Origin of the sequence: Aurantimonas sp. 22II-16-19i, assembly GCF_002088275.1 — a bacterium.
Classification (GTDB): domain Bacteria; phylum Pseudomonadota; class Alphaproteobacteria; order Rhizobiales; family Rhizobiaceae; genus Jiella.
In genome coordinates, this window is record NZ_AQQS01000016.1 from 20,695 (window position 1) to 38,553 (window position 17,859).

Genomic DNA, 17,859 nt, shown 5'->3' on the forward strand with positions numbered 1-17,859 from the left:
TCATCCCCGCATCGCTGCGCCTCAGGCGGCGGCGGCGCGGGAAACTTGTTCGGCGCCGTCCTGCGGCGCGTCGAAGAGGAAGAGCGCGGACGAGGGCACGCGCAGCACGACGTCGGTGCCGGGCTCGACGGGCTGGTCCGCATCGACGGAGACCTCCGCCGCGCCGATCGCGACCACGTGGCGCCAGACGCCGCCGGGATAGCTGGTCTGGCGAACCGTTCCTCGCAGGCGCAGCGCGCCGTCGTCGCTCGCCCTGTCGGCTTGATCGCCGAAGGCCGGCCGAGGCGTTGCGGGCAGAAGCTCGGCCGCCTCCGTCCTGAAGCGCGCCTGATACCGCCCGGAAGCGACCGGGCGCGCGTCGCGGGAGAGCGTCGCCGACGGATTATGCGGGCCGGCCGCGATCTCGATCCGGTCGCCATCGACACTTCCTTCCAGCGCGACGACGTTCTCTGCCCCCATGAAGGCGGCGACGAAGGGCGAGGCCGGCCGGTTGTAGACCTCTTCCGGAGATCCCTCCTGGGCGATCCGGCCGCGGTCGAGGATGACGATCCGATCGGCCATCACCATCGCCTCCTCCCGGTCGTGGGTGACATGGATGGCGGTGATGCCGAGGCGCTTCTGCAGGGCGCGGATCTCGTGGCGCACGCCGAGGCGCACGCGGGCATCGAGGTTGGACAGAGGCTCGTCGAGGAGCAGGATCTCCGGCTCGACGGCCAGCGCCCGGCCGAGCGCGACGCGCTGGCGCTGGCCGCCGGACAACTGGCCCGGCTTGCGCGCCTGAAGGCCGGAAAGGCCCAGCATCGCGGCGATTTCGTCGACCCTTGCCGCAATGTCGGAACGCGGCGCTCTGCGCAGCTTCAGGCCGTAGCCGATGTTCTGGGCGACGGTCATGTGCGGCCACAGCGCGTAGGACTGGAACACCATCGCCATGCCGCGCCGATCCGGCGCGGCGCGGGTGATGTCCCGGCCGGCAAGGGCGAGCGCGCCGGACCGCGGCGTGTTGAACCCCGCGATGGTCCGAAGAAGCGTGGTCTTGCCGCAGCCCGAAGAGCCCAGCAGCGCGACGAATTCCCCCCGCTCGACACTGAGCGACAGGCGATCGAGCACGGTCGTCCCGGCATATCCGACGGTGACTTCCGAAACGGTGAGAAACGCGGCGTCAGTCATTCGCGAGACCTCTTGCACAGCTGTGCAAACCACACGGCAGAAGCCGGTTCGAGGCGCTCGATAACGACGCTTTGATACGGGCGTATGACAACCGGCGCCCGGCGGCGGCGCTTCCCGCGCCGGTGCCGTGACGCATGCCGCTCGGCCGAGCGAAGGCGGAGCGGGCGTCGTCTCTGCGGCTACGCCACCAGCGCCCCGTGTCCGCCGACGACGTGGGAGGCGAGGCGGTGGCCGGCGATCGTCGCGGCGACGGGCCCCGCGCCGCCGAGCCTTGCTGCGAGATAGGCGGCGTTGAAGCTGTCGCCGGCGCCCGTCGTGTCGACGATCTCGGCGGGCGGAATGGCGGGCACCTGCTCGCGCCCCCCGTCCCAGGAAACCAGCGCCGACCTGCCGCCGTCCTTGACGACGACCTCGGCGACGCCCAGCGCCCGGTAGCGCGCCGCCGTCGCCCGCGCATTCTCGTCGCCGAAGGTCGCGCGCTCGTCGTCGAAGCTCGGCAGGCAATGGGTGGAGACCCGGGCCGCCGCCTCGACGGCCCGGCGGGCGGTTTCGAGGTCCGGCCACAGGCGCGGCCTGACATTCGGATCGAAGGCGACCCGCTTGCCGGCCTTCTTCGCCGCACCGAGATGGGCGAGAAGCCGCGCCCGGTCCTCGGCGGGCAGGATCGCCAGGGTGATGCCGGAGAAATAGAAGGCGTCGCCGGCCGCAAGAACCTCCTGCAGATGCGCCTCGTCCTCGGCGAGCCGCCGCGCCGCCGCCATCTCCCGCCAGTAGGAAAACGAGCGCTCCCCGCCGGCCAGATGGATCATGTAGAGGCCCGGCGAGGCGTTCGGGATGCGCCGGACCATCTCCGTGCCGATGCCGGCTGCCGTGAAGAAGCCGAGCATCTCCTCCGACAGCCTGTCGGTGCCGAGCGCCGTCAGATAGGCCCCCCGCCAGCCGGCCGGCGCCCGCCGGGCGAAGTGCCAGAGCGTGTTGAAGGTGTCGCCGGCAAAGCCCTGCCGATAGAGGCCCTCCCCGGCGACGGACAGTTCGACCATGCATTCCCCGATCGCCACGAAACGGGACGCCTGCGCGTTGCTCAAGACTGCTGCTCCGAAAGCTCGAATCCGAGTGTTTCTCGGACCGAATGCCTAGCAGCATCGGCGCGAAAACTGGAATCGATTCTCGGTCGCCCCGATGCGGAGATTCAAGATGTTAGAGCACCTTGTGCGTCCTGTCAGACGCACGGCGCTCTAGCAGCGGATATAGGGCCGGTAGACCCAACCGAGCTCGCGCATGCTGCCGCCCCGGTCGTCGGCGACATAGGCCCAGGGCCTTCCCCCCGGATATTCCCGCAGCACGAAGACGACGTGGCCGTCGCCGAGCCGGCCGATGACCTTGCCGGTGTTGCCCGGCGAGGCGCGCACGTTGAGCGGCGTGTCCGACGGGTCGGCGACGACGCAGCTGCGTCGGCTGTCGGCGACCACCGGCGGCGGCGCGGTGCGTGCCTCGGCGGCGCGCCGTTCGGCGTCCTCCCTCTGGCGGCGTTCGGCCTCTTCGCGCTGGCGTCGCTCGGCGTCGCGCTGGCGCGCTTCGGCCGCTTCCCGCTCGCGCCGCTCGGCTTCGAGCCGGGCCTCGATCTCCTGGAGCCGCGCGCGGTAGTCGGCCTCGATCTGCGCCCGAAGCTCCGCCTCTCGCCGGGTTCGCGCCGCCTCGGCCGCGGCGCTCTCACGGCGCAGCAGCGCCCGGCCGCGGGCGAGATTCAGGCTGGCCTCGTGCCGGGCGCTTCCCGCAAATTCGGCGAGGCACACGCCCAGCCGCGCCTCCGCCGCGGCCGGCTCCAGCGCATCGGCCTCGGCGGCGCAGCTCGCGGCCACCTGATCGAGAATGAGATCGGCCTGGCGCCGCTCCTCGGCGCAAGCCGGGTTCGAGCCCAGAAACGCCCGCAGCATTGCCACCGAACCGCCTTCCCGCGCCGCCTCGAACGCTGCCGCACAGGCAGCCGCCGGATCCGGCTCGGGCGCGGTGGCTGTCACCACCGCCTCCGCGACCTCCGGCAGGCAGCCGACAACCTCGCTCGCCGGCACCACGACCCGGTAGCTGTAGCGGCCGACATTGGCGCCGTTGGAGTGCTGCGCGGAGACGTCGAGCTTCAGCACCGCGGCGGTGGAGCCGGCATCGTCGCCGGTTGCCGCAAGCTCGGCTGGCTCGGGCGCGACCGAGATGTCGAGGAAGACGCCCTCGATCGCGGGGACGGCGCCAGCCGAGCCATCCGTGACGGCGTGCCGGCGCAGCAGTGGCCAGGAGGTCGCGCCGATGGTGGCGTTGATGCGGCTCTGCCGGTCGCCGGAGAGCTCGGTATAGGCGCTGTTGAAGGTGTCGTCGATGGAATCGGCCAGCCGGCAGTCCGGTGCCGTCGTCTCGGCGGTGATCCGGTAGGCCAGCGGCGCTGCCGGATCCTTCAGCAGCTGGTGCTGCTGGAGCCGGGTGATCGCCTTCAGCGACGCCTCCCGCAGCGCCCCGTCGACGTCATAGAACTCGCGGCTGGAAAAGGTGTCGGAGAGTTCGGCCGTGCCGAGACGGTTGAGGTCGAGGGTCAGGGTCGGGCCGGTCTCGGTGGCGCAGATTCCGCCGGTGTCGGGGTCGAGGATGGTGAGGCCGAGATAGAGCCGCAGGATTTCCGGCAGCCGGCGCTCCGGCTCGACCGTGAGGAACATGTCGGAGCCGAAGAAGTCCTGCAGCGCCTCGGCGCTGCCGGCGGCGCCCGCTCGCTGGGGCAGGATGCCTTCGACCATCTGCCGGTAGGCGCGGCCGAGCCGCGGCGTGTACTTGCCAGGGATCGCGTCGACGATCAGGGCGTTGAGGTCGCGCCGCCGGCCCGAGCCGATGCGCGGCTCGTCCTCCGCGATGCCGATGAAGGTGATGGCCCGGTTCTTCAGCTTGTCGATGCAGGCCGCCGTCGCCGTCCGGCTTTCGAGGCCGTAGAGCCAGCGCTCGATCGAGGCCTGCCAGCCCTGCGCATACTGCTGGGCGCCGGCGGGTCGCCCGCCAAGGGCGATCCCCCAGACCAGAAGAACGGCGAACGTCTGACGCATGACAGCCTCGCGGGTCGCGTTGCAGCGGTGTCGAACGTCAATATCGCCGACTTGCCCTTGGGGCAATCGGGCTCACGCAGAAGCGACTCGCGGTTGTCCGAAGTGCGACGTCATCGCCTCGCGAGGCAGCGGCGATAGGCGCGGTCCCCGCTCCGCTCGGCGCTCTGGCGCGTCAGCGCGCGGACCCCGAAGCCGTCCTCGCCCCGATCGATGCGGTTCTCATAGCTGTTGGCGGCGCTCTGGCGGGCATATTGGCGGCAGAATTCCGGCGTGCCCGCGCGGTAGGGATTGGCCGAGACCCGGGCTTCGGCAAAGGGCGAGCCGTTCGGATAGGGCGCCGAGGCGTTGCAGGCGGCAAGTCCCGACACAGCGAGAAGAACCGGGGCGATTGCGATGAGGCGCATGGGAGACTCCACTGTACTGTCGGGCGGATGCCCGTCTTGGGAACTGTCGGGCGGATGCCCGTCTCGGGAACTGTCGGGCGGATGCCCGTCCTGGGAACTGCCGGACGAACGTCCGTCTCCTGAACGCGGCAGGGGCGACCGCGGTTGCGACGACAGAAACACCGTCAACCGGTTGTGTTCGGAAAGACAGGGGCGGTGAACCGCCCGCAGGGTGTCAGTGAGCCGCATGCGAAGGCCATTGCGTCACGACCCGATCCGCGGTTTGACGGCGGGGCGAAATCCTGTCCAAGTCGAGATCATGCGGACCCGCGAGATTCCCTTCCTGCCCCCCGAGACTGCCGCGGAACGATTGCGGCCCCTCGGCATGCTCGCCTTCCTCGACAGCGCCATGGAGCACCCCGTGCTCGGCCGCTATTCCTACGTCGCGGCCGATCCCTTTGCCGTCTTCACCGTTGATGCGAAGGGCGCCATGCTCAATGGCAGCCGGTCGGAGGAGCCGCCGCTCGCCGCACTGAAGACGCTGCTGGCACGGTTCGCCGCGCCGACTCAGCCCGGCCTGCCGCCGTTCCAGGGTGGGGCGATGGGGATGTTCGCCTACGACTTCGCCCACCATCTGGAACGGCTCGCGAGACCGGGCGACCTCGATCCGGCCAATCCGACCATCCGTCTCGGCCTCTACGACACCGTCCTCGCCTTCGATCTGCAGGAAAAGCGCGCGTTCCTTCTGGCCACCGGCCATCCGGAGAGCGGCGAGGATGCCCGCGCGGCCCGGGCCGAGGCGAGGCTGGCGCAGTTCCTGGCGCGAATTGCCGAACCGGCCTCGCCACCGGCAGCCGAAGCCCCCTTCCCCGCCGGCTTCGACTGGCACTCGAACTTCTATGCCGCCGCCTATCGCGCCGGCATCGAGAAGACCCGCGAGTACATTCTCGACGGTGACATCTTTCAGGCCAACATCGCCCAGACCTTCACCTCGAAGATCCCCTCGGGCTTCGATCCCTTCGCCCTCTATCTCAGGCTTCGCCAAACCAATGCCGCGCCCTTCGGCGCCTTTTTCGACTTCGGCGACCTCGCCATCGCCTCCTCCTCGCCGGAGCGCTTCGTCAGCCTGAAGGACGGCATCGTCGAGGCCCGTCCGATCAAGGGCACGGCGAAACGTGCCGAGGATCCGCAGGAGGACGCGCGGCTTGCCGCGGAACTGCTGGCCTCGGAAAAGGACCGGGCCGAGAACGTGATGATCGTCGATCTCCTCAGGAACGACATCGCCAGGGTCTGCGAGGCGGATTCGGTCGAGGTGCCGGTACTGTGCGGCCTCGAGAGCTATGCCGCGGTCCACCATCTCGTCTCGGTGGTGACCGGGCGCCTCGCCGCCGGCCGCGACGCGGCGGATCTCATCGCCGCGGCGTTTCCCGGCGGCTCCATCACCGGCGCGCCGAAGATCCGGGCGATGGACATCATCACCGAGATCGAGGCCACCGCCAGGGGCCCCTATTGCGGCTCGCTCGGCTATATCGGCTTCGACGGAACGATGGACCTCAACATCGCCATCCGCACCGTCAGCTTCGAGGCCGGCCGGGCGAAGCTCTCGGCCGGCGGCGGTATCACCGTCCTGTCCGATCCGGCCGCCGAATACGAGGAGACCTTCACCAAGGCGACCCGCGTCTTCGCGGCCTTCGACGCGGCGACCGGCCCCGCGCCCGAGCGGGATGCGCCCGAGGGGGACGCGCCTTGAGGGTCCTCGTCATCGACAATTACGACAGCTTCGTCTTCAACGTCGCCCGCTACTTCGTGCGGCACGGGGCGGAGACGCATGTCGCCCGCAACGACGCCGTCGGCGTCGGGGACATCGCGGCCGACCCGCCGGACGCCCTCGTCGTGTCGCCCGGCCCCTGCGCGCCGAAAGACGCGGGCATCTCGATCGATCTCGTCCGCCAGCTGTCCGGCCGGCTGCCGATCCTCGGCATCTGCCTCGGCCATCAGGTCATCGGCGAGGTCTTCGGCGGCCACGTCACCCGGGCGATCCGGCCGATGCATGGTCGCGCCTCGCCGATCCGCCACGGTGGCGAAGGGCTTTTCGCCGGACTTGCCGACGGCGCCAGGGTCGGGCGCTACCATTCGCTGATCGTCGAGGAGACCCCGGCGATGCTGGAGGAACTGGCCGTCGACGCACGCTCGCCCGAGGGCGAGATCATGGCCCTCACCCACCGCGATCATCCGACCTATGGTGTGCAGTTCCATCCCGAATCGATCCTCACCGAGGCCGGCGAGCGGATGATCGCGAATTTCCTCGACCTCGCGCGGCGGTTTCATGACGGCCGGCGCTGACGTCGTCTGGCTGGACGGCGAGTTCCGGCCCGTCGAGGCGGCGATCGCCGCCAATGATCGCGGCCTGCTGCTCGCCGACGGGGTGTTCGATACCGCCCTCGTCCTCAACGCCCGCATCTTTCGCGGCGAGGATCACCTGTCGCGGCTGCTCGGCGCCTGCGCCTTTCTGGAAATCCCCGTCGAGGCAGCCGTGCTGCGATCCGCGATGCAGGCGCTGGCGCTGCGCTGCGGCGACGGCTCCATCCGGCTGACGGTGACACGCGGCCCGGCGCCGCGCGGCCTCGCCTTTCCCGCCGAGACGCGGCCGACCATCCTCGGCAGCGTCGCGCCCCTCGCCCCGGCGATGATGTTCCGGCCGGTCTCGCTGGTGACGACGCCGATCCGGCGCAACGAGACCTCGCCGACCGCCCGGATGAAGACGCTGTCCTATCTCGACGCGGTGCTGGCGACCCAGGAGGCGAAGGCGAAGGGCGCCGACGACGCGCTGTTCCTCAACACGGCGGGCCGTCTCGCCTCGACGGCACTCGCCAACCTCTTCGTCGTCGAGGCAGACAGGCTTGTGACCCCCCGCCTGTCGGACGGCGTCCTGCCCGGCATCATGCGCCGATGGGTGATCGATGTGGCGCCGGAGGTCGGGCTCACCGCCGCCGAAGTGGAAGTCACGCCGCAAGCGGCCCGCGGACGAGCCATGATCGCGACCAACAGCCTGCGCCTCATCGCGCCCGTCGCCCGGCTGGACGGCGATGCGATGCCGCGGTCCGAAGCCGCCCGATCCCTGGCGGCCCGGCTCTGCGAAACGATCGCGACGGAGTGCGGCCGCGATCCGCGCGACGCCGGCGCATCCTTGGCAGGTCTGGCGTCGCCGGACTGATCAGGCCTGGCGCGCCGATCCGCCGGCGAGGAGCCATGCCGGGTCGAACCAGGTGTCGGCTTCGCCGTCATAGGGCAGCGTGTTGATGTCCCAGTGCCGGACGAACCGGGCATAGGCGGTCCAGACCGACGGGCCGCCGCCGACATAGACCACCCGGCCCGCAAAGCGCGAAAGCACCTCCTCCGGCACCTCATGGGAGCGAATCGCGACGATCGTCCGCTCGTCATGGGCGAAGGCCGGGAACGAGGCGACGGTCTTCGGCCCGGCGATCAGCACATGGCCCCGGGTGATCTCGAAGAACCGCTCCACATCCTCGACGAAGGCGCGCTCCGGCCGTCCCTCCCAAGGCATGCCGCCGTCAAGACCCAGCTGCCCGCTCCTGCCGATCGCGCAGATCACTCTCACATCAGCCAACCGTTCCCATCCTTCGCTTGCGCTGCCGCATCTTGTCCGAGGTAGATCGAAATCTTGTCCGACGTAGATCGAAAAAAAAACGCCGCGACAAGCCGGCGGCCCGCCGAGGCCCGCAATATCCGCGCCGCGGCTGCCGACAAAGGCTGTTTTACCGGGGCCGATCAAGGGCTTCCCGCCTCCACCATGACGACTTCGTCCACCCGCCGCCGACGGCATCGAAGCTCTGATATTCCGGCCTTTCGACTGGAACCCGACAGGCGCCGGGGGATTAGTAAAGCATTTGAATGATCCCGCGTCCCGATTGGCTCAATAAGCCAGGAACGGATCCACCGAGATGGTAGCGCCCAGACATGCTGACTCATTCGCCACCCGTCATCGTCCCATCGCTTCTGTCGATCTCCAAGTCGACGCGGGCATTCCTCACGCTCCTGCTCGTTGAAATCGAGCTCCACCCGGGCCAGGACCAGCTGCTCGACCGGCTGGACATGGAAAACCCCGTCGACGTCTCGACGCTCGCCGATCTTCTGGCGGTGCGTCCCTCCACCGTCTCCAAGATGCTTGATCGTCTGATCGAGCGGGGGCTGGTGTCGCGGTCGGCCAATGCCCGCGACGCCCGCCGGACCATGGTGCATCTGACGCCCGAGGGGCTCGAGGCGCAGCGCAAGGTCCGCGATCTCTGGAACAAGCTCGAGGCCGATCTCACCTCCGCCCTGAGCCAGGACGAGATCGCGTTGCTCGACGATTCGCTCTATCGCGCCGGCGACATTCTGAGCCAGAAGCTCCGCCGCCTGCGCTGAGTGCTCGCGGGCCGGAGCCTCGCCGGCAAAATCGGTCCGCAGACCACGCTCGAGCGGGCCCGCGACGGGAGCCGATCGCCAAAGTCGCGGCAGCGTGGAAAACTTCGACCCGGCGCCCGGGAGCGTCTTCGTCTTCGCGGGCCGGGCCCTATCTAATCCTGCCGTCAACAGCCGGCATGCAGGGTGAGAGTTTCATGGACGAGGCGTCCTTCACGATCGAACACGATGGCATGAGCGCCGAGATCCTGGCTGTCGGCGCATCCCTCGTCGCATTGCGGCCCCGCGGCGCCGGGCATTCGATGGTGCTCGGCCTGCGGCAGGGGGGATACGGTGCCTCGAACAGGGCCTATGTGGGTTCGAGCGTCGGTCGCTTTGCCAATCGCATCGCCTTCGGCCGATTTGCGCTGGATGGCCGCGATCACGTCACGCCGGTGAACGACGGCCCCCACCACCTGCATGGCGGCCCCGCCGGCTTCTCGACGAGGGCCTGGTCGCTGGTCTCGCGCACCTCGTCGGAGGCGGTGCTGGCGCTGCGCTCGGAGGACGGAGACGAGGGCTATCCGGGCCGGGTCGACGCCAGGGCGATCTTCACGATCATCGCAGGCGACGAGCTGCAGATCGCCTATGAGGCGGTGACGGATCGCCCGACCATCGTGAACCTCACCTCGCATCTCTATTTCAACCTTTCCGGCGACGGCGACATTCTCGGCCACAGGCTCACGGTCGCGGCGGACCGCTACCTGCCGATCGACGAGACGACGATCCCGACGGGCGAGATCGCTCCGGTCGAGGGCACGCGGTTCGACTTCCGCCGCGGACGCCCTCTGGCCGAACGCCCCGAAGGTCTCGACCACAATTTCTGCCTGGCGTCGCAGCGCAGCGCCGCTCTGCGCCCGGCCGCCACCCTCGCCTGCGAGGCTTCCGGCTGGACCCTCGAGATGACGACGAGCGAGCCGGGCCTGCAGGTCTATGACGGCGCCAAATTCGACGGGTCGCAGGAGAGCGCGGCGGGAACGCCGCTGCAGGCCTTCGCAGGGCTCGCGCTGGAGCCGCAGATATGGCCCGATGCGCCGAACCGGCCGAACTTCCCCTCCGCCCTGCTCCTGCCGGGGGAGACCTATCGCAATGTCTCGCGCTACCGGTTCATCAACGGTTCATCCGCTGTGGTGCATGAGGGCGGCGCAGCAGAAAACGACGAGTGACGACCGAGCGAATTAATTTGATGCTGCATCGCAACGCCGCTATCCAATCGTCGCATTTGTGGGTATTTTAGATCCCATCTTCGACCGCTAAATCAGATGTTTGCTGTGAAAATTCCGCGTATCGATTCCCGTCGGACGGCCCTGAAGCTCGGCCTTGCAGCCGCATGCGGCGCAGCATTTCCGGGGAGCCTGCTGGCGACCCGCAAGGCGGGTGCCCAGCAGAGCGGGGAGCAGTCCACCGTCGGCTCGCAGGAGCAGCCCTTCAGCTTCGACGTCCTGTCGGCCAGGATGGAGCAGCAGGCCCGGGAAGAGTACAGGGCGCCCGAATCGACCCTGCCGGACGTCGTCGCCAATCTCAGCTACGACCAGCACCGGGCGATCCGCTTTCGCCCTGAACAGGCACTGTGGCGGGCCGAGCCCGGCGAGTTCCACCTCCAGGCCTTCTATCCGGGCTGGGTGTTCAAGGACACGACGAAGATCTTCATCGGCACGGGCGGCGTCTATTCCCAGCACGTGTTCGGTTCCTCCGACTTCGAATACCGCCCGCCCCTCGACCCCTCGCAGTTCCAGACGCTCGATCTGGGCGGCGTCGCCGGCTTCCGGATCCATGCGCCGCTGCAGCGGCCCGACTATTTCGACGAACTCGTCACCTTTCTCGGCGCCAGCTACTTTCGCGCCCTCGGCACCGGCTCGCGCTACGGGCTGTCGGCCCGTGGTCTCGCGATCAACACAGCGACCTCGGAAACCGAAGAGTTCCCGCGCTTCTCCGCCTTCTACATCGATCAGCCGCAGCCCGCGGACCCCTCGATCCGCATCATGGCCGAGCTCCACAGCCCGAGCCTGGCCGGCGCCTATCTGTTCGTCATCACGCCCGGCCACACGACGACGATCGAGACCACCTGCCGTCTCTATCCGCGCACCGACATCACCCGGCTCGGCATCGCGCCGCTGACTTCGATGTACACCTTCGGCGAGAACGACCGCAGCGATCACGACGACTTCCGGCCCGAGGTCCACGACAGCGACGGCCTCATGGTGATCCGCGCCGACGGCGAGGAAATGTGGCGTCCGCTCAAGAACCCGCAGACGCTGGCCCTGTCCTATTTCCAGGAGAGCAGCCCGCGCGCATTCGGCCTGCTGCAGCGCGATCGCGACTTCACCCACTACCAGGACACCGAGGCGCGCTACGATCTCCGCCCGTCGCTGATGATCGAGATGCTGGGCGACTGGGGCAACGGCGTGGTCGAGCTCGTGGAGATCCCGACGGACTCCGAGGCGAACGACAACATCGTCGCCTTCTGGGTGCCGGAGGCCAAGGCGACCGCCGGCTCGACCATGGAATTTCGCTACCTGATGAAGTGGGGGCTCTCCACTCTCGACGAGACCTTGATGGCGCGGGTGTCGGGTACCTATGTGGGCGTCGGCGGCAACGCTGCCGAGGCCAGCGACAACCCGTCCAGCCGGCGATTCGCGATCAATTTCAGTGGCGGTTCGATCCACAATCTGCCGCCTGACGCCGAGCTCGATCCGCTGGTCGACATGCCGCCCAACGCGCGGCTTCTGGACAGCAGCCTGTCGAGGCTGCCGGACGGTGGCTGGCGGCTCTCGCTCGAAATCGAGCGAGACGATGCCCAGCCAGTCGAGCTTCGCGTGAAACTTTCCATGCTGCAGCGCATTGTAAGCGAAACGTGGCTATATCAATGGACGAGTACGACATGACGACCCTCCCGAACGATCATACCGTACGCAACGACATGAATTGCGGCGCCCTCATCGGGCGTGCCGACCTCTCCGACGATGTCGTGATCGAGGCGGTCAAGAACCGTCTCGCCGCGCATGCGCGCTCGAGCGAGGATGCCGAAAGCATCGTGAATGCCGCGATGGCCGGCGACGCGCAAGCCATGTCGATCCTGCGGACGATCCAGGTGCCGGCCCCGACCGTGCGTCTGGCGATGCCGGCCCAGACCCTGACCCGCGAGCGTCAGCGCCGCGGCTTTCCGGTTCCCGTCATCCGTTTTTCCTGGAACCGCGGTTGAGGCAGGCGCCTGACCGACCTGCAGTCCGGGCGGCCTTGCCGACATCCGGATGTGGAGGCTTGGGCGAAGCTGCCCTATATCCTCGACCTGTCGCAGGAACGGTCGAAGCCGGCATTGACGCAGGATGTCGGCAGCCTTCTGCCTGCGCCGCGAGGACGAATTGATGGCTCTGAGGCGATTTGCATTCGTGCTGGCGGCCGTGGCGCTCGCCACCGTTGCCGCATGGCTGTTCTTCGTGGTCGTGACGGCCAACGGCATCACCTATCTGCACATCGCGCAGATCACCCTCCTGTTGATCTGCTGCCTGTGGCTGTCCTGGGGGTTCAACACGGCACTGGCCGGGATCTTCAGCCGCGACAGGCTGCCCGAGCCGGAAAAGCGCCCGCGGCCCGCAACCAGCCGCACGGCGGTCCTGATGCCGGTCTACAACGAGGATGTGCGGGCGGTCTTCGCGCGTGTGGCGGCGATGTACGAGGAGTTGCGGCGGTCGCCGGACTTCCAGCGCTTCGACTTCTACATTCTCTCAGACTCCACCAAGGCTGAGAACGTCGCCGAGGAACGCCGCGTCCACGATCTTCTGGTCGCCGAGCTCTCCGCCGCCGGCCGCCTCTACTACCGCAACCGCGAACAGAACATCGGTCGCAAGGCCGGCAACATCGCCGACTTCGTCACCAACCATGGCGGCGCCTACGACTACATGCTGATCCTCGACGCCGACAGCCTGATGCGGGCGGAGACCATCGTCGAGATGGCGGGGCGGATGGACGAGGATCCGGAACTCGGACTGCTCCAGAGCCAGCCCCTGATCATCGGCCGGCGGACGCCGTTCGGGCGCGCGCTGCAGTTCTCGGCCGCCCTCTTCTCGCCGATCTTCTCGCGCGGCATCGCGGCCCTGCAGGGACGCGAGGGACCCTTCTGGGGGCACAACGCGATCATCCGGGTGCGCGCCTTCGCGGCGAGCTGCGGCCTGCCCACGCTGCCGGGCAAGCCGCCCTTCGGCGGCCAGATCCTCAGCCACGACTATGTCGAAGCGGCGCTTTTGGCGCGGGCCGGCTACAAGGTGCGGGTCGATCCCGATCTCGAAGGCTCGTTCGAGGAAGCCCCGTCCAACATCATCGAATACGCCAAGCGCGACCGGCGGTGGTGCCAGGGCAACCTGCAGCATGCCCGGCTCCTGCCGGCGCCGGGATTGCGGCTGTGGAGCCGGATCTCGCTGGTCGCCGGCATCATGGCCTATCTCGCCTCGCCGATCTGGCTGATGTTCCTGATCGTCAGCCTGCTCGATCCGGTGCTGGCGCCGGAGCCCAACTACTTCCCGGCGAACTCGCTGTTCCCGGTCTTCCCGCAGCCGGAAACCAACAAGGCGCTGCTGCTGCTCTTCGGCATCTTCGTCCTCCTGCTCCTGCCCAAGACGCTGATCGCTTTCGGTTCGGCCTTCACCGACCGGCGCAAATCCTTCGGCGGCACGGGGCTGGTTCTCGCCGGCGCCTCGGTCGAGCTGATCTTGACCAGCATCCTCGCGCCGATCATGATGATGTTCCAGTCGAAGGCGGTCTACGAGATCCTCGTCGGGGCGGATGCCGGCTGGCCCTCGACCGAGCGCGATGACGACTACATGCCGGTGTCGGTGGCCTTCCGAGCGTCGTGGTGGATGGTGCTCTCGGGAGCCGTCGTCCTCTACGCCACCTACACCTATGCTCCCGACCTGATGCTCTGGACGCTGCCCATCGCCGTGCCGCTCGTGACCGCGCCGCTGATGATCAGCCTGACCGGCAATCCCGTCCTCGGGGACGGCCTGAAGCGTCTCGGCCTGTTCACCACGCCTTTCGAGGCGCACCCGGAATCGGTGATCCGGGCGAGTTCGCAGTGGCGCAACCGCCTGGCGGCGATGGAGGCGGAAACGCTCTCCCGGAACCCCACGATGGATCGCTCTGAGGGCTTGCCGGATCCCGCCTGAGTCCTACGACAACATCCATGACAATCGCAGCTTTGCCCCGCCCTCAGTCGGGCCGTGACCATCGTGTCGACTTCTGGCGGGGCGTTGCCCTCGTGATGATCTTCGTCAACCACATTCCGGGCAATCTCTACGAGAACTACACCTCCCGGAACTTCGGCTTCTCCGACGCTGCCGAGCTGTTCGTCTTCCTGGCGGGCTTCGCTTCCGCCTATGCCTATGGCCGGGTCTTCTTCGCCGGGCACCGTCTCGTGGCGACGCTGAAGGCCTGGCGGCGGGCCGGTGTGCTGGTGCTCGTCCAGTACATGATGTCGATCCTCGCCCTCGGCGTGTTCTCCTGGGGCGCCCTCGCTCTCGGGCGTGGCGAGCTCCTGTCGCGCAACGGCCTGTCGCAGTTCATCGCCGCCCCGGTCGAGACCATGATCGGCTTCGCGGCGATGACCCATCAGCTCGGCTATGTGAACATCCTGCCGATGTATGCGGTGCTGCTGTTCCTGTTGCCGGCGCTCCTCGCCCTCGCCCGGATCAGCCTCAACCTGATGCTCGGCGTCTCCGTGACGATCTGGCTGCTCGCCTATGTCTTCGCCATCGACCTGCCCAACTATCCGCTGCCCGGGGGCTGGTTCTTCAACCCGGTCTCCTGGCAGCTGATCCTCGCCCTCGGCCTCTACTGCGGCTTCCAACGGATCGAGCGCGGCTACGCCGTCGCCTTCCACCCATGGGTGATGGCGCTCGCCGGCGCCTACTGCATGGTGGCCTTCCTGACCATCCGCTTCGACCTCTGGTCCTGGTGGGAAAGCCTGCCCTTTCCGATGCTCGTCTCGGGGTTCGACAAGACCTATGTCAGCCTGCCGCGACTGCTGCACATGGCGGCGCTCATCTATCTCTTCGCCAATGCCGCGCAGACATCGCCCTTCTCGACGGTGACGCGGGACAACCCGCTCGCCATGCTCGGCCGCCATTCGCTGCCGGTCTTCGCTCTGGGCACCGTGCTGTCGCTGTTCGGTCAGGTGATCAAATACGACCACCAGCCGCATTTCCTGATCGACACGCTGTTGATCGCCGGCGGCATCGCGATCCAGTTCGCGCTGGCGCGCTTCCTCGACTGGTGGGCGACGGCCCAGAAGGTTACGCTCGGGCCGAAGGGGGCCCGCGCCGTCGATCCGACGCGGGCCGACATTCCCGGCCTGGCAAGGCCCGCGGGCAAGGCGGCCGTCGCCGACGGCGAGCTCGTCGCCATCCGCAAGTCGGCGAACGAGCGGCTGACGCCCGTCGCGTGAGGAGACTGCGGGAACAGCGCCTCGTGGGCGGCCAGCATGCGACTTTCGAACTAAGCCTGATCATGTTGTTATCTGATCAAATCCGCCTAAGTTCGCCCCGATTCGGTACTCGGACCGGGAGGAACGGCATATGGCGTCGAACGCCCTGACGGCATCTCGAGGCGGGTGGCTTGCCCGGGAACGGACGGTGGCGGATGCCGGCTTCAACCGCTGGCTCGTTCCACCCGCGGCGCTCTGCGTCCATCTCTGCATCGGCGAGGTCTACGCCTTCTCGGTATTCAACAAGCCGCTCAGCCTGCTGAACGGAACTGTCGGACCGGACGGCGCGGTGGTCCCGGGCGCCGACGACTGGTCGATCGCCTCGCTCGGCTGGATCTTCTCGATCGCCATCCTGTTCCTCGGCCTTGCCGCCGCCTTCGGCGGCACCTGGGTGGAGAAGGTCGGTCCGCGCAAGACCATGGCGGCGGCTGCGGCCCTGTTCGGCGGCGGCTTCCTCGTCGCCTCGCTCGGCGTTGCCTGGCACCAGCTCTGGCTGGTCTATCTCGGCTACGGCGTTCTCGGCGGCTGCGGCCTCGGCCTCGGCTACATCTCGCCGGTCAAGACGCTGATGAGCTGGTTCCCCGACAAGCCGGGCATGGCGACGGGCATGGCGATCATGGGCTTCGGCGGCGGCGCCTTCATCGCCTCGCCGCTGTCGGTCTGGCTGATGGGTATCGGCGGCGTCGCCTTCGCCTTCGTCGTCCTCGGCATCGTCTATTTCGTCTACATGATGGTCGGCGCGACGATCGTCAGGGTACCGCCCGAAGGCTGGGTGCCCGAGGGCTACACTCCGCCGAAGCAGTCCAGGGGCCTGATCACCACCGCCAACGTCCATGTCGACGAGGCGTTGAGGACGCGGCAGTTCTGGCTGCTCTGGGGCGTTCTGTTCCTCAGTGTCACCGCGGGCATCGGCGTTCTCGGCCAGGCCTCGCTGATGAGCCAGGAGATGTTCCCGGGCGTGATCGACGCGGCCGCGGCTGCCGGCTTCGTCGGCCTGCTCTCGCTGTTCAACATGGGCGGGAGGTTCTTCTGGGCCTCGACGTCGGACTATATCGGCCGCAAGAACACCTACATGATCTTCTTCGTCCTCGGCGTCATTCTCTACGCCCTGGTTCCGACCAGCGGACAGATGGGATCCATCGTGCTGTTCGTGCTGTTCTACGCCGTCATCCTGTCGATGTATGGCGGCGGCTTCGCCACCATCCCGGCCTATCTCAAGGACGTCTTCGGCACGCAGTATGTCGGCGCGATCCACGGCCGGCTGCTGACCGCCTGGTCGGCGGCCGGCATCGCCGGTCCGGTGCTCGTCAACTACATCCGCGAGTACCAGATCTCGGCGGGCGTTGCCCGGGCCGACGCCTACACCATCACCATGTACATCATGGCCGGCCTCCTGGCTGTCGGCTTCGTCCTGAACTTCCTGATGAAGCCGGTGGACGAGCGCCATCACATGGAAGCCGAGCCGGCGCCGAGTTGGACCTGAGAGGGAGACATCACCATGGCAAACGAGACTTCCAACTCCGACGGCCTGAAGCTCGCCCTCGCCTGGGCCTTCGTCGGCATCCCCCTCGCCTGGGGCATCGTCATGACGCTGAACAACGCCTTGGCCTTGTTCCAGTAAGCCTCCAGCGAGCGCCCGACGCTCGCATGGACCGGCCTTCGATCCGCTCGACCACGCATGAAAAAGGGCGGCTCCGATCACCGGAGCCGCCCTTTGCTGTTTCGGCTATGCCGGGCCTCGATCGCCCGGTCGCCGCATGATCTCAGCGAACGGCGTCGCGGGTCTCTTGGTTGCGGATCGTCCGGCCGTAATCCGAGCCCGGAATACGGGTGCGGGACGCGCCATCGACCGAGCCGGCGGAGCCGCGATAGTCGTGCGCACGAACGGCCTCGCGAGCGCTCTCGTTGGCCCGCGTCCGCTCATAGTCGGAGCCCGGCACACGCTGATTCGCGCTGTAGCCATAGGCGGTCGCATCGCTCGTCGATCCGCCATAGACGCCCCCGGCTGCAACGGCCGCACGCGATGCTTCGTTGGCCTGGGTGCGGGAGAAATCGGATCCCGGAACCGCCTGCGCCGACGCCGCCGTGCTCAGGCCGATGGTCGCCGCGAAGATCGAAGTGGCAATGATGGTGGTACGCATTTCATTTATCCTTTTAGAATGCACCAGCAGATAAACCGCCATGCCGAATAGCACTGTCGGCTCGCTGCCTGTCATTCATCCATGTAAGGACGACGCAGGCAGATGAAATGCGCGCATCATGAACAGTCTGTCGGCATGTCAACACGTCACGAATT

The 17,859-nt window shown here is 67.8% G+C and carries 17 protein-coding genes; 11 read left to right on the forward strand and 6 right to left on the reverse strand.

The annotated features are described in order from the left end of the window. Window positions 1-21: 21 nt before the first annotated feature. The 4 genes from ATO4_RS13895 to ATO4_RS13910 all read right to left on the reverse strand — a co-directional run bounded on the left by ATO4_RS13895 (window position 22) and on the right by ATO4_RS13910 (window position 4,648). Window positions 22-1,167 carry an ABC transporter ATP-binding protein gene (locus tag ATO4_RS13895; protein WP_083592133.1) on the reverse strand — a complete coding sequence of 382 codons (1,146 nt, stop codon included), beginning with the start codon at window positions 1,165-1,167 and terminating at the stop codon, window positions 22-24. 179 nt (window positions 1,168-1,346) lie between these two features. Continuing rightward, a complete protein-coding gene (locus tag ATO4_RS13900) occupies window positions 1,347-2,252 on the reverse strand; it encodes a sugar kinase (protein ID WP_083592134.1) in 906 nt (301 codons plus the stop codon). A 150-nt stretch (window positions 2,253-2,402) separates the two neighbouring features. Beyond that, window positions 2,403-4,244 (reverse strand): SH3 domain-containing protein, encoded by a 1,842-nt coding sequence (locus ATO4_RS13905; RefSeq protein WP_083592135.1) that lies wholly within the window; start codon window positions 4,242-4,244, stop codon window positions 2,403-2,405. A gap of 110 nt (window positions 4,245-4,354) precedes the next feature. Continuing rightward, window positions 4,355-4,648, reverse strand: coding sequence for a hypothetical protein (locus tag ATO4_RS13910; protein ID WP_083592136.1), 294 nt, complete (start codon window positions 4,646-4,648; stop codon window positions 4,355-4,357). A gap of 298 nt (window positions 4,649-4,946) precedes the next feature. On the opposite strand from ATO4_RS13910, the gene pabB reads away from it, so the two are divergent. The 3 genes from pabB to ATO4_RS13925 are packed head-to-tail and all read left to right on the forward strand — an operon-like array spanning window position 4,947 to window position 7,841. Beyond that, the gene (gene pabB / locus ATO4_RS13915; protein WP_083592137.1) at window positions 4,947-6,377 is read left to right on the forward strand and encodes an aminodeoxychorismate synthase component I; all 1,431 of its coding nucleotides are present in this window, start codon (window positions 4,947-4,949) and stop codon (window positions 6,375-6,377) included. Continuing rightward, the gene (locus ATO4_RS13920; RefSeq protein WP_083592138.1) at window positions 6,374-6,970 is read left to right on the forward strand and encodes an aminodeoxychorismate/anthranilate synthase component II; all 597 of its coding nucleotides are present in this window, start codon (window positions 6,374-6,376) and stop codon (window positions 6,968-6,970) included. The genes pabB and ATO4_RS13920 overlap by 4 nt, the downstream gene beginning before the upstream one ends. Next, entirely contained in the window at window positions 6,954-7,841 is an 888-nt protein-coding gene (locus tag ATO4_RS13925) for an aminotransferase class IV (RefSeq protein ID WP_083592139.1), read from the forward strand. The genes ATO4_RS13920 and ATO4_RS13925 overlap by 17 nt, the downstream gene beginning before the upstream one ends. On the opposite strand, the gene ATO4_RS13930 is transcribed toward ATO4_RS13925, so the two are convergent. After that, window positions 7,842-8,255: a dihydrofolate reductase gene (locus tag ATO4_RS13930; protein ID WP_083592140.1), complete on the reverse strand. Its 414-nt coding sequence runs from the start codon at window positions 8,253-8,255 to the stop codon at window positions 7,842-7,844. It abuts the gene before it with no gap. Window positions 8,256-8,605: 350 nt separating this feature from the next. Between ATO4_RS13930 and ATO4_RS13935 the strand changes: the two genes are divergently transcribed. The 8 genes from ATO4_RS13935 to ATO4_RS28700 all read left to right on the forward strand — a co-directional run bounded on the left by ATO4_RS13935 (window position 8,606) and on the right by ATO4_RS28700 (window position 17,184). Next, window positions 8,606-9,052: a MarR family winged helix-turn-helix transcriptional regulator gene (locus ATO4_RS13935; protein ID WP_245308747.1), complete on the forward strand. Its 447-nt coding sequence runs from the start codon at window positions 8,606-8,608 to the stop codon at window positions 9,050-9,052. A gap of 194 nt (window positions 9,053-9,246) precedes the next feature. Further along, window positions 9,247-10,254: an aldose epimerase family protein gene (locus tag ATO4_RS13940; protein WP_280940497.1), complete on the forward strand. Its 1,008-nt coding sequence runs from the start codon at window positions 9,247-9,249 to the stop codon at window positions 10,252-10,254. A gap of 96 nt (window positions 10,255-10,350) precedes the next feature. Then, window positions 10,351-11,973, forward strand: a complete 1,623-nt coding sequence (locus ATO4_RS13945) for a glucan biosynthesis protein G (protein ID WP_083592142.1) — start codon at window positions 10,351-10,353, stop codon at window positions 11,971-11,973. After that, the gene (locus tag ATO4_RS13950) at window positions 11,970-12,290 is read left to right on the forward strand and encodes a hypothetical protein (protein WP_139802446.1); all 321 of its coding nucleotides are present in this window, start codon (window positions 11,970-11,972) and stop codon (window positions 12,288-12,290) included. Before ATO4_RS13945 ends, ATO4_RS13950 begins: the two co-directional genes overlap by 4 nt. A 124-nt stretch (window positions 12,291-12,414) precedes the next feature. After that, a complete protein-coding gene (gene mdoH, locus ATO4_RS13955; protein WP_083592144.1) occupies window positions 12,415-14,247 on the forward strand; it encodes a glucans biosynthesis glucosyltransferase MdoH in 1,833 nt (610 codons plus the stop codon). 17 nt (window positions 14,248-14,264) lie between these two features. Next, complete coding sequence (locus tag ATO4_RS13960; protein ID WP_083592145.1) at window positions 14,265-15,524, forward strand: OpgC domain-containing protein; 1,260 nt, start codon at window positions 14,265-14,267, stop codon at window positions 15,522-15,524. Between the two features lie 130 nt (window positions 15,525-15,654). Next, window positions 15,655-17,046, forward strand: a complete 1,392-nt coding sequence (locus ATO4_RS13965; RefSeq protein WP_083592146.1) for an OFA family MFS transporter — start codon at window positions 15,655-15,657, stop codon at window positions 17,044-17,046. Window positions 17,047-17,061: 15 nt separating this feature from the next. Then, a complete protein-coding gene (locus tag ATO4_RS28700; RefSeq protein WP_280940498.1) occupies window positions 17,062-17,184 on the forward strand; it encodes a hypothetical protein in 123 nt (40 codons plus the stop codon). A 142-nt stretch (window positions 17,185-17,326) separates the two neighbouring features. Here the strand turns inward: ATO4_RS28700 and ATO4_RS13970 are convergent, their stop codons facing one another. After that, complete coding sequence (locus ATO4_RS13970; RefSeq protein WP_139802447.1) at window positions 17,327-17,779, reverse strand: hypothetical protein; 453 nt, start codon at window positions 17,777-17,779, stop codon at window positions 17,327-17,329. Window positions 17,780-17,859 lie beyond the last annotated feature (80 nt).

What these genes read in the sequence shown, in the direction of transcription:
- ATO4_RS13945 (WP_083592142.1), top strand. Translation starts at nt 10,351, where the DNA reads ATGTTTGCTGTGAAAATTCCGCGTATCGATTCCCGTCGGACGGCCCTG.
- ATO4_RS13960 (WP_083592145.1), top strand. Translation starts at nt 14,265, where the DNA reads ATGACAATCGCAGCTTTGCCCCGCCCTCAGTCGGGCCGTGACCATCGT.
- pabB (WP_083592137.1), top strand. Translation starts at nt 4,947, where the DNA reads ATGCGGACCCGCGAGATTCCCTTCCTGCCCCCCGAGACTGCCGCGGAA.
- ATO4_RS13940 (WP_280940497.1), top strand. Translation starts at nt 9,247, where the DNA reads ATGGACGAGGCGTCCTTCACGATCGAACACGATGGCATGAGCGCCGAG.
- ATO4_RS13925 (WP_083592139.1), top strand. Translation starts at nt 6,954, where the DNA reads ATGACGGCCGGCGCTGACGTCGTCTGGCTGGACGGCGAGTTCCGGCCC.
- ATO4_RS28700 (WP_280940498.1), top strand. Translation starts at nt 17,062, where the DNA reads ATGGCAAACGAGACTTCCAACTCCGACGGCCTGAAGCTCGCCCTCGCC.
- ATO4_RS13895 (WP_083592133.1), bottom strand. Translation starts at nt 1,167, where the DNA reads ATGACTGACGCCGCGTTTCTCACCGTTTCGGAAGTCACCGTCGGATAT.
- ATO4_RS13935 (WP_245308747.1), top strand. Translation starts at nt 8,606, where the DNA reads ATGCTGACTCATTCGCCACCCGTCATCGTCCCATCGCTTCTGTCGATC.
- mdoH (WP_083592144.1), top strand. Translation starts at nt 12,415, where the DNA reads ATGTCGGCAGCCTTCTGCCTGCGCCGCGAGGACGAATTGATGGCTCTG.
- ATO4_RS13950 (WP_139802446.1), top strand. Translation starts at nt 11,970, where the DNA reads ATGACGACCCTCCCGAACGATCATACCGTACGCAACGACATGAATTGC.
- ATO4_RS13905 (WP_083592135.1), bottom strand. Translation starts at nt 4,244, where the DNA reads ATGCGTCAGACGTTCGCCGTTCTTCTGGTCTGGGGGATCGCCCTTGGC.
- ATO4_RS13965 (WP_083592146.1), top strand. Translation starts at nt 15,655, where the DNA reads ATGGCGTCGAACGCCCTGACGGCATCTCGAGGCGGGTGGCTTGCCCGG.
- ATO4_RS13970 (WP_139802447.1), bottom strand. Translation starts at nt 17,779, where the DNA reads ATGACAGGCAGCGAGCCGACAGTGCTATTCGGCATGGCGGTTTATCTG.
- ATO4_RS13910 (WP_083592136.1), bottom strand. Translation starts at nt 4,648, where the DNA reads ATGCGCCTCATCGCAATCGCCCCGGTTCTTCTCGCTGTGTCGGGACTT.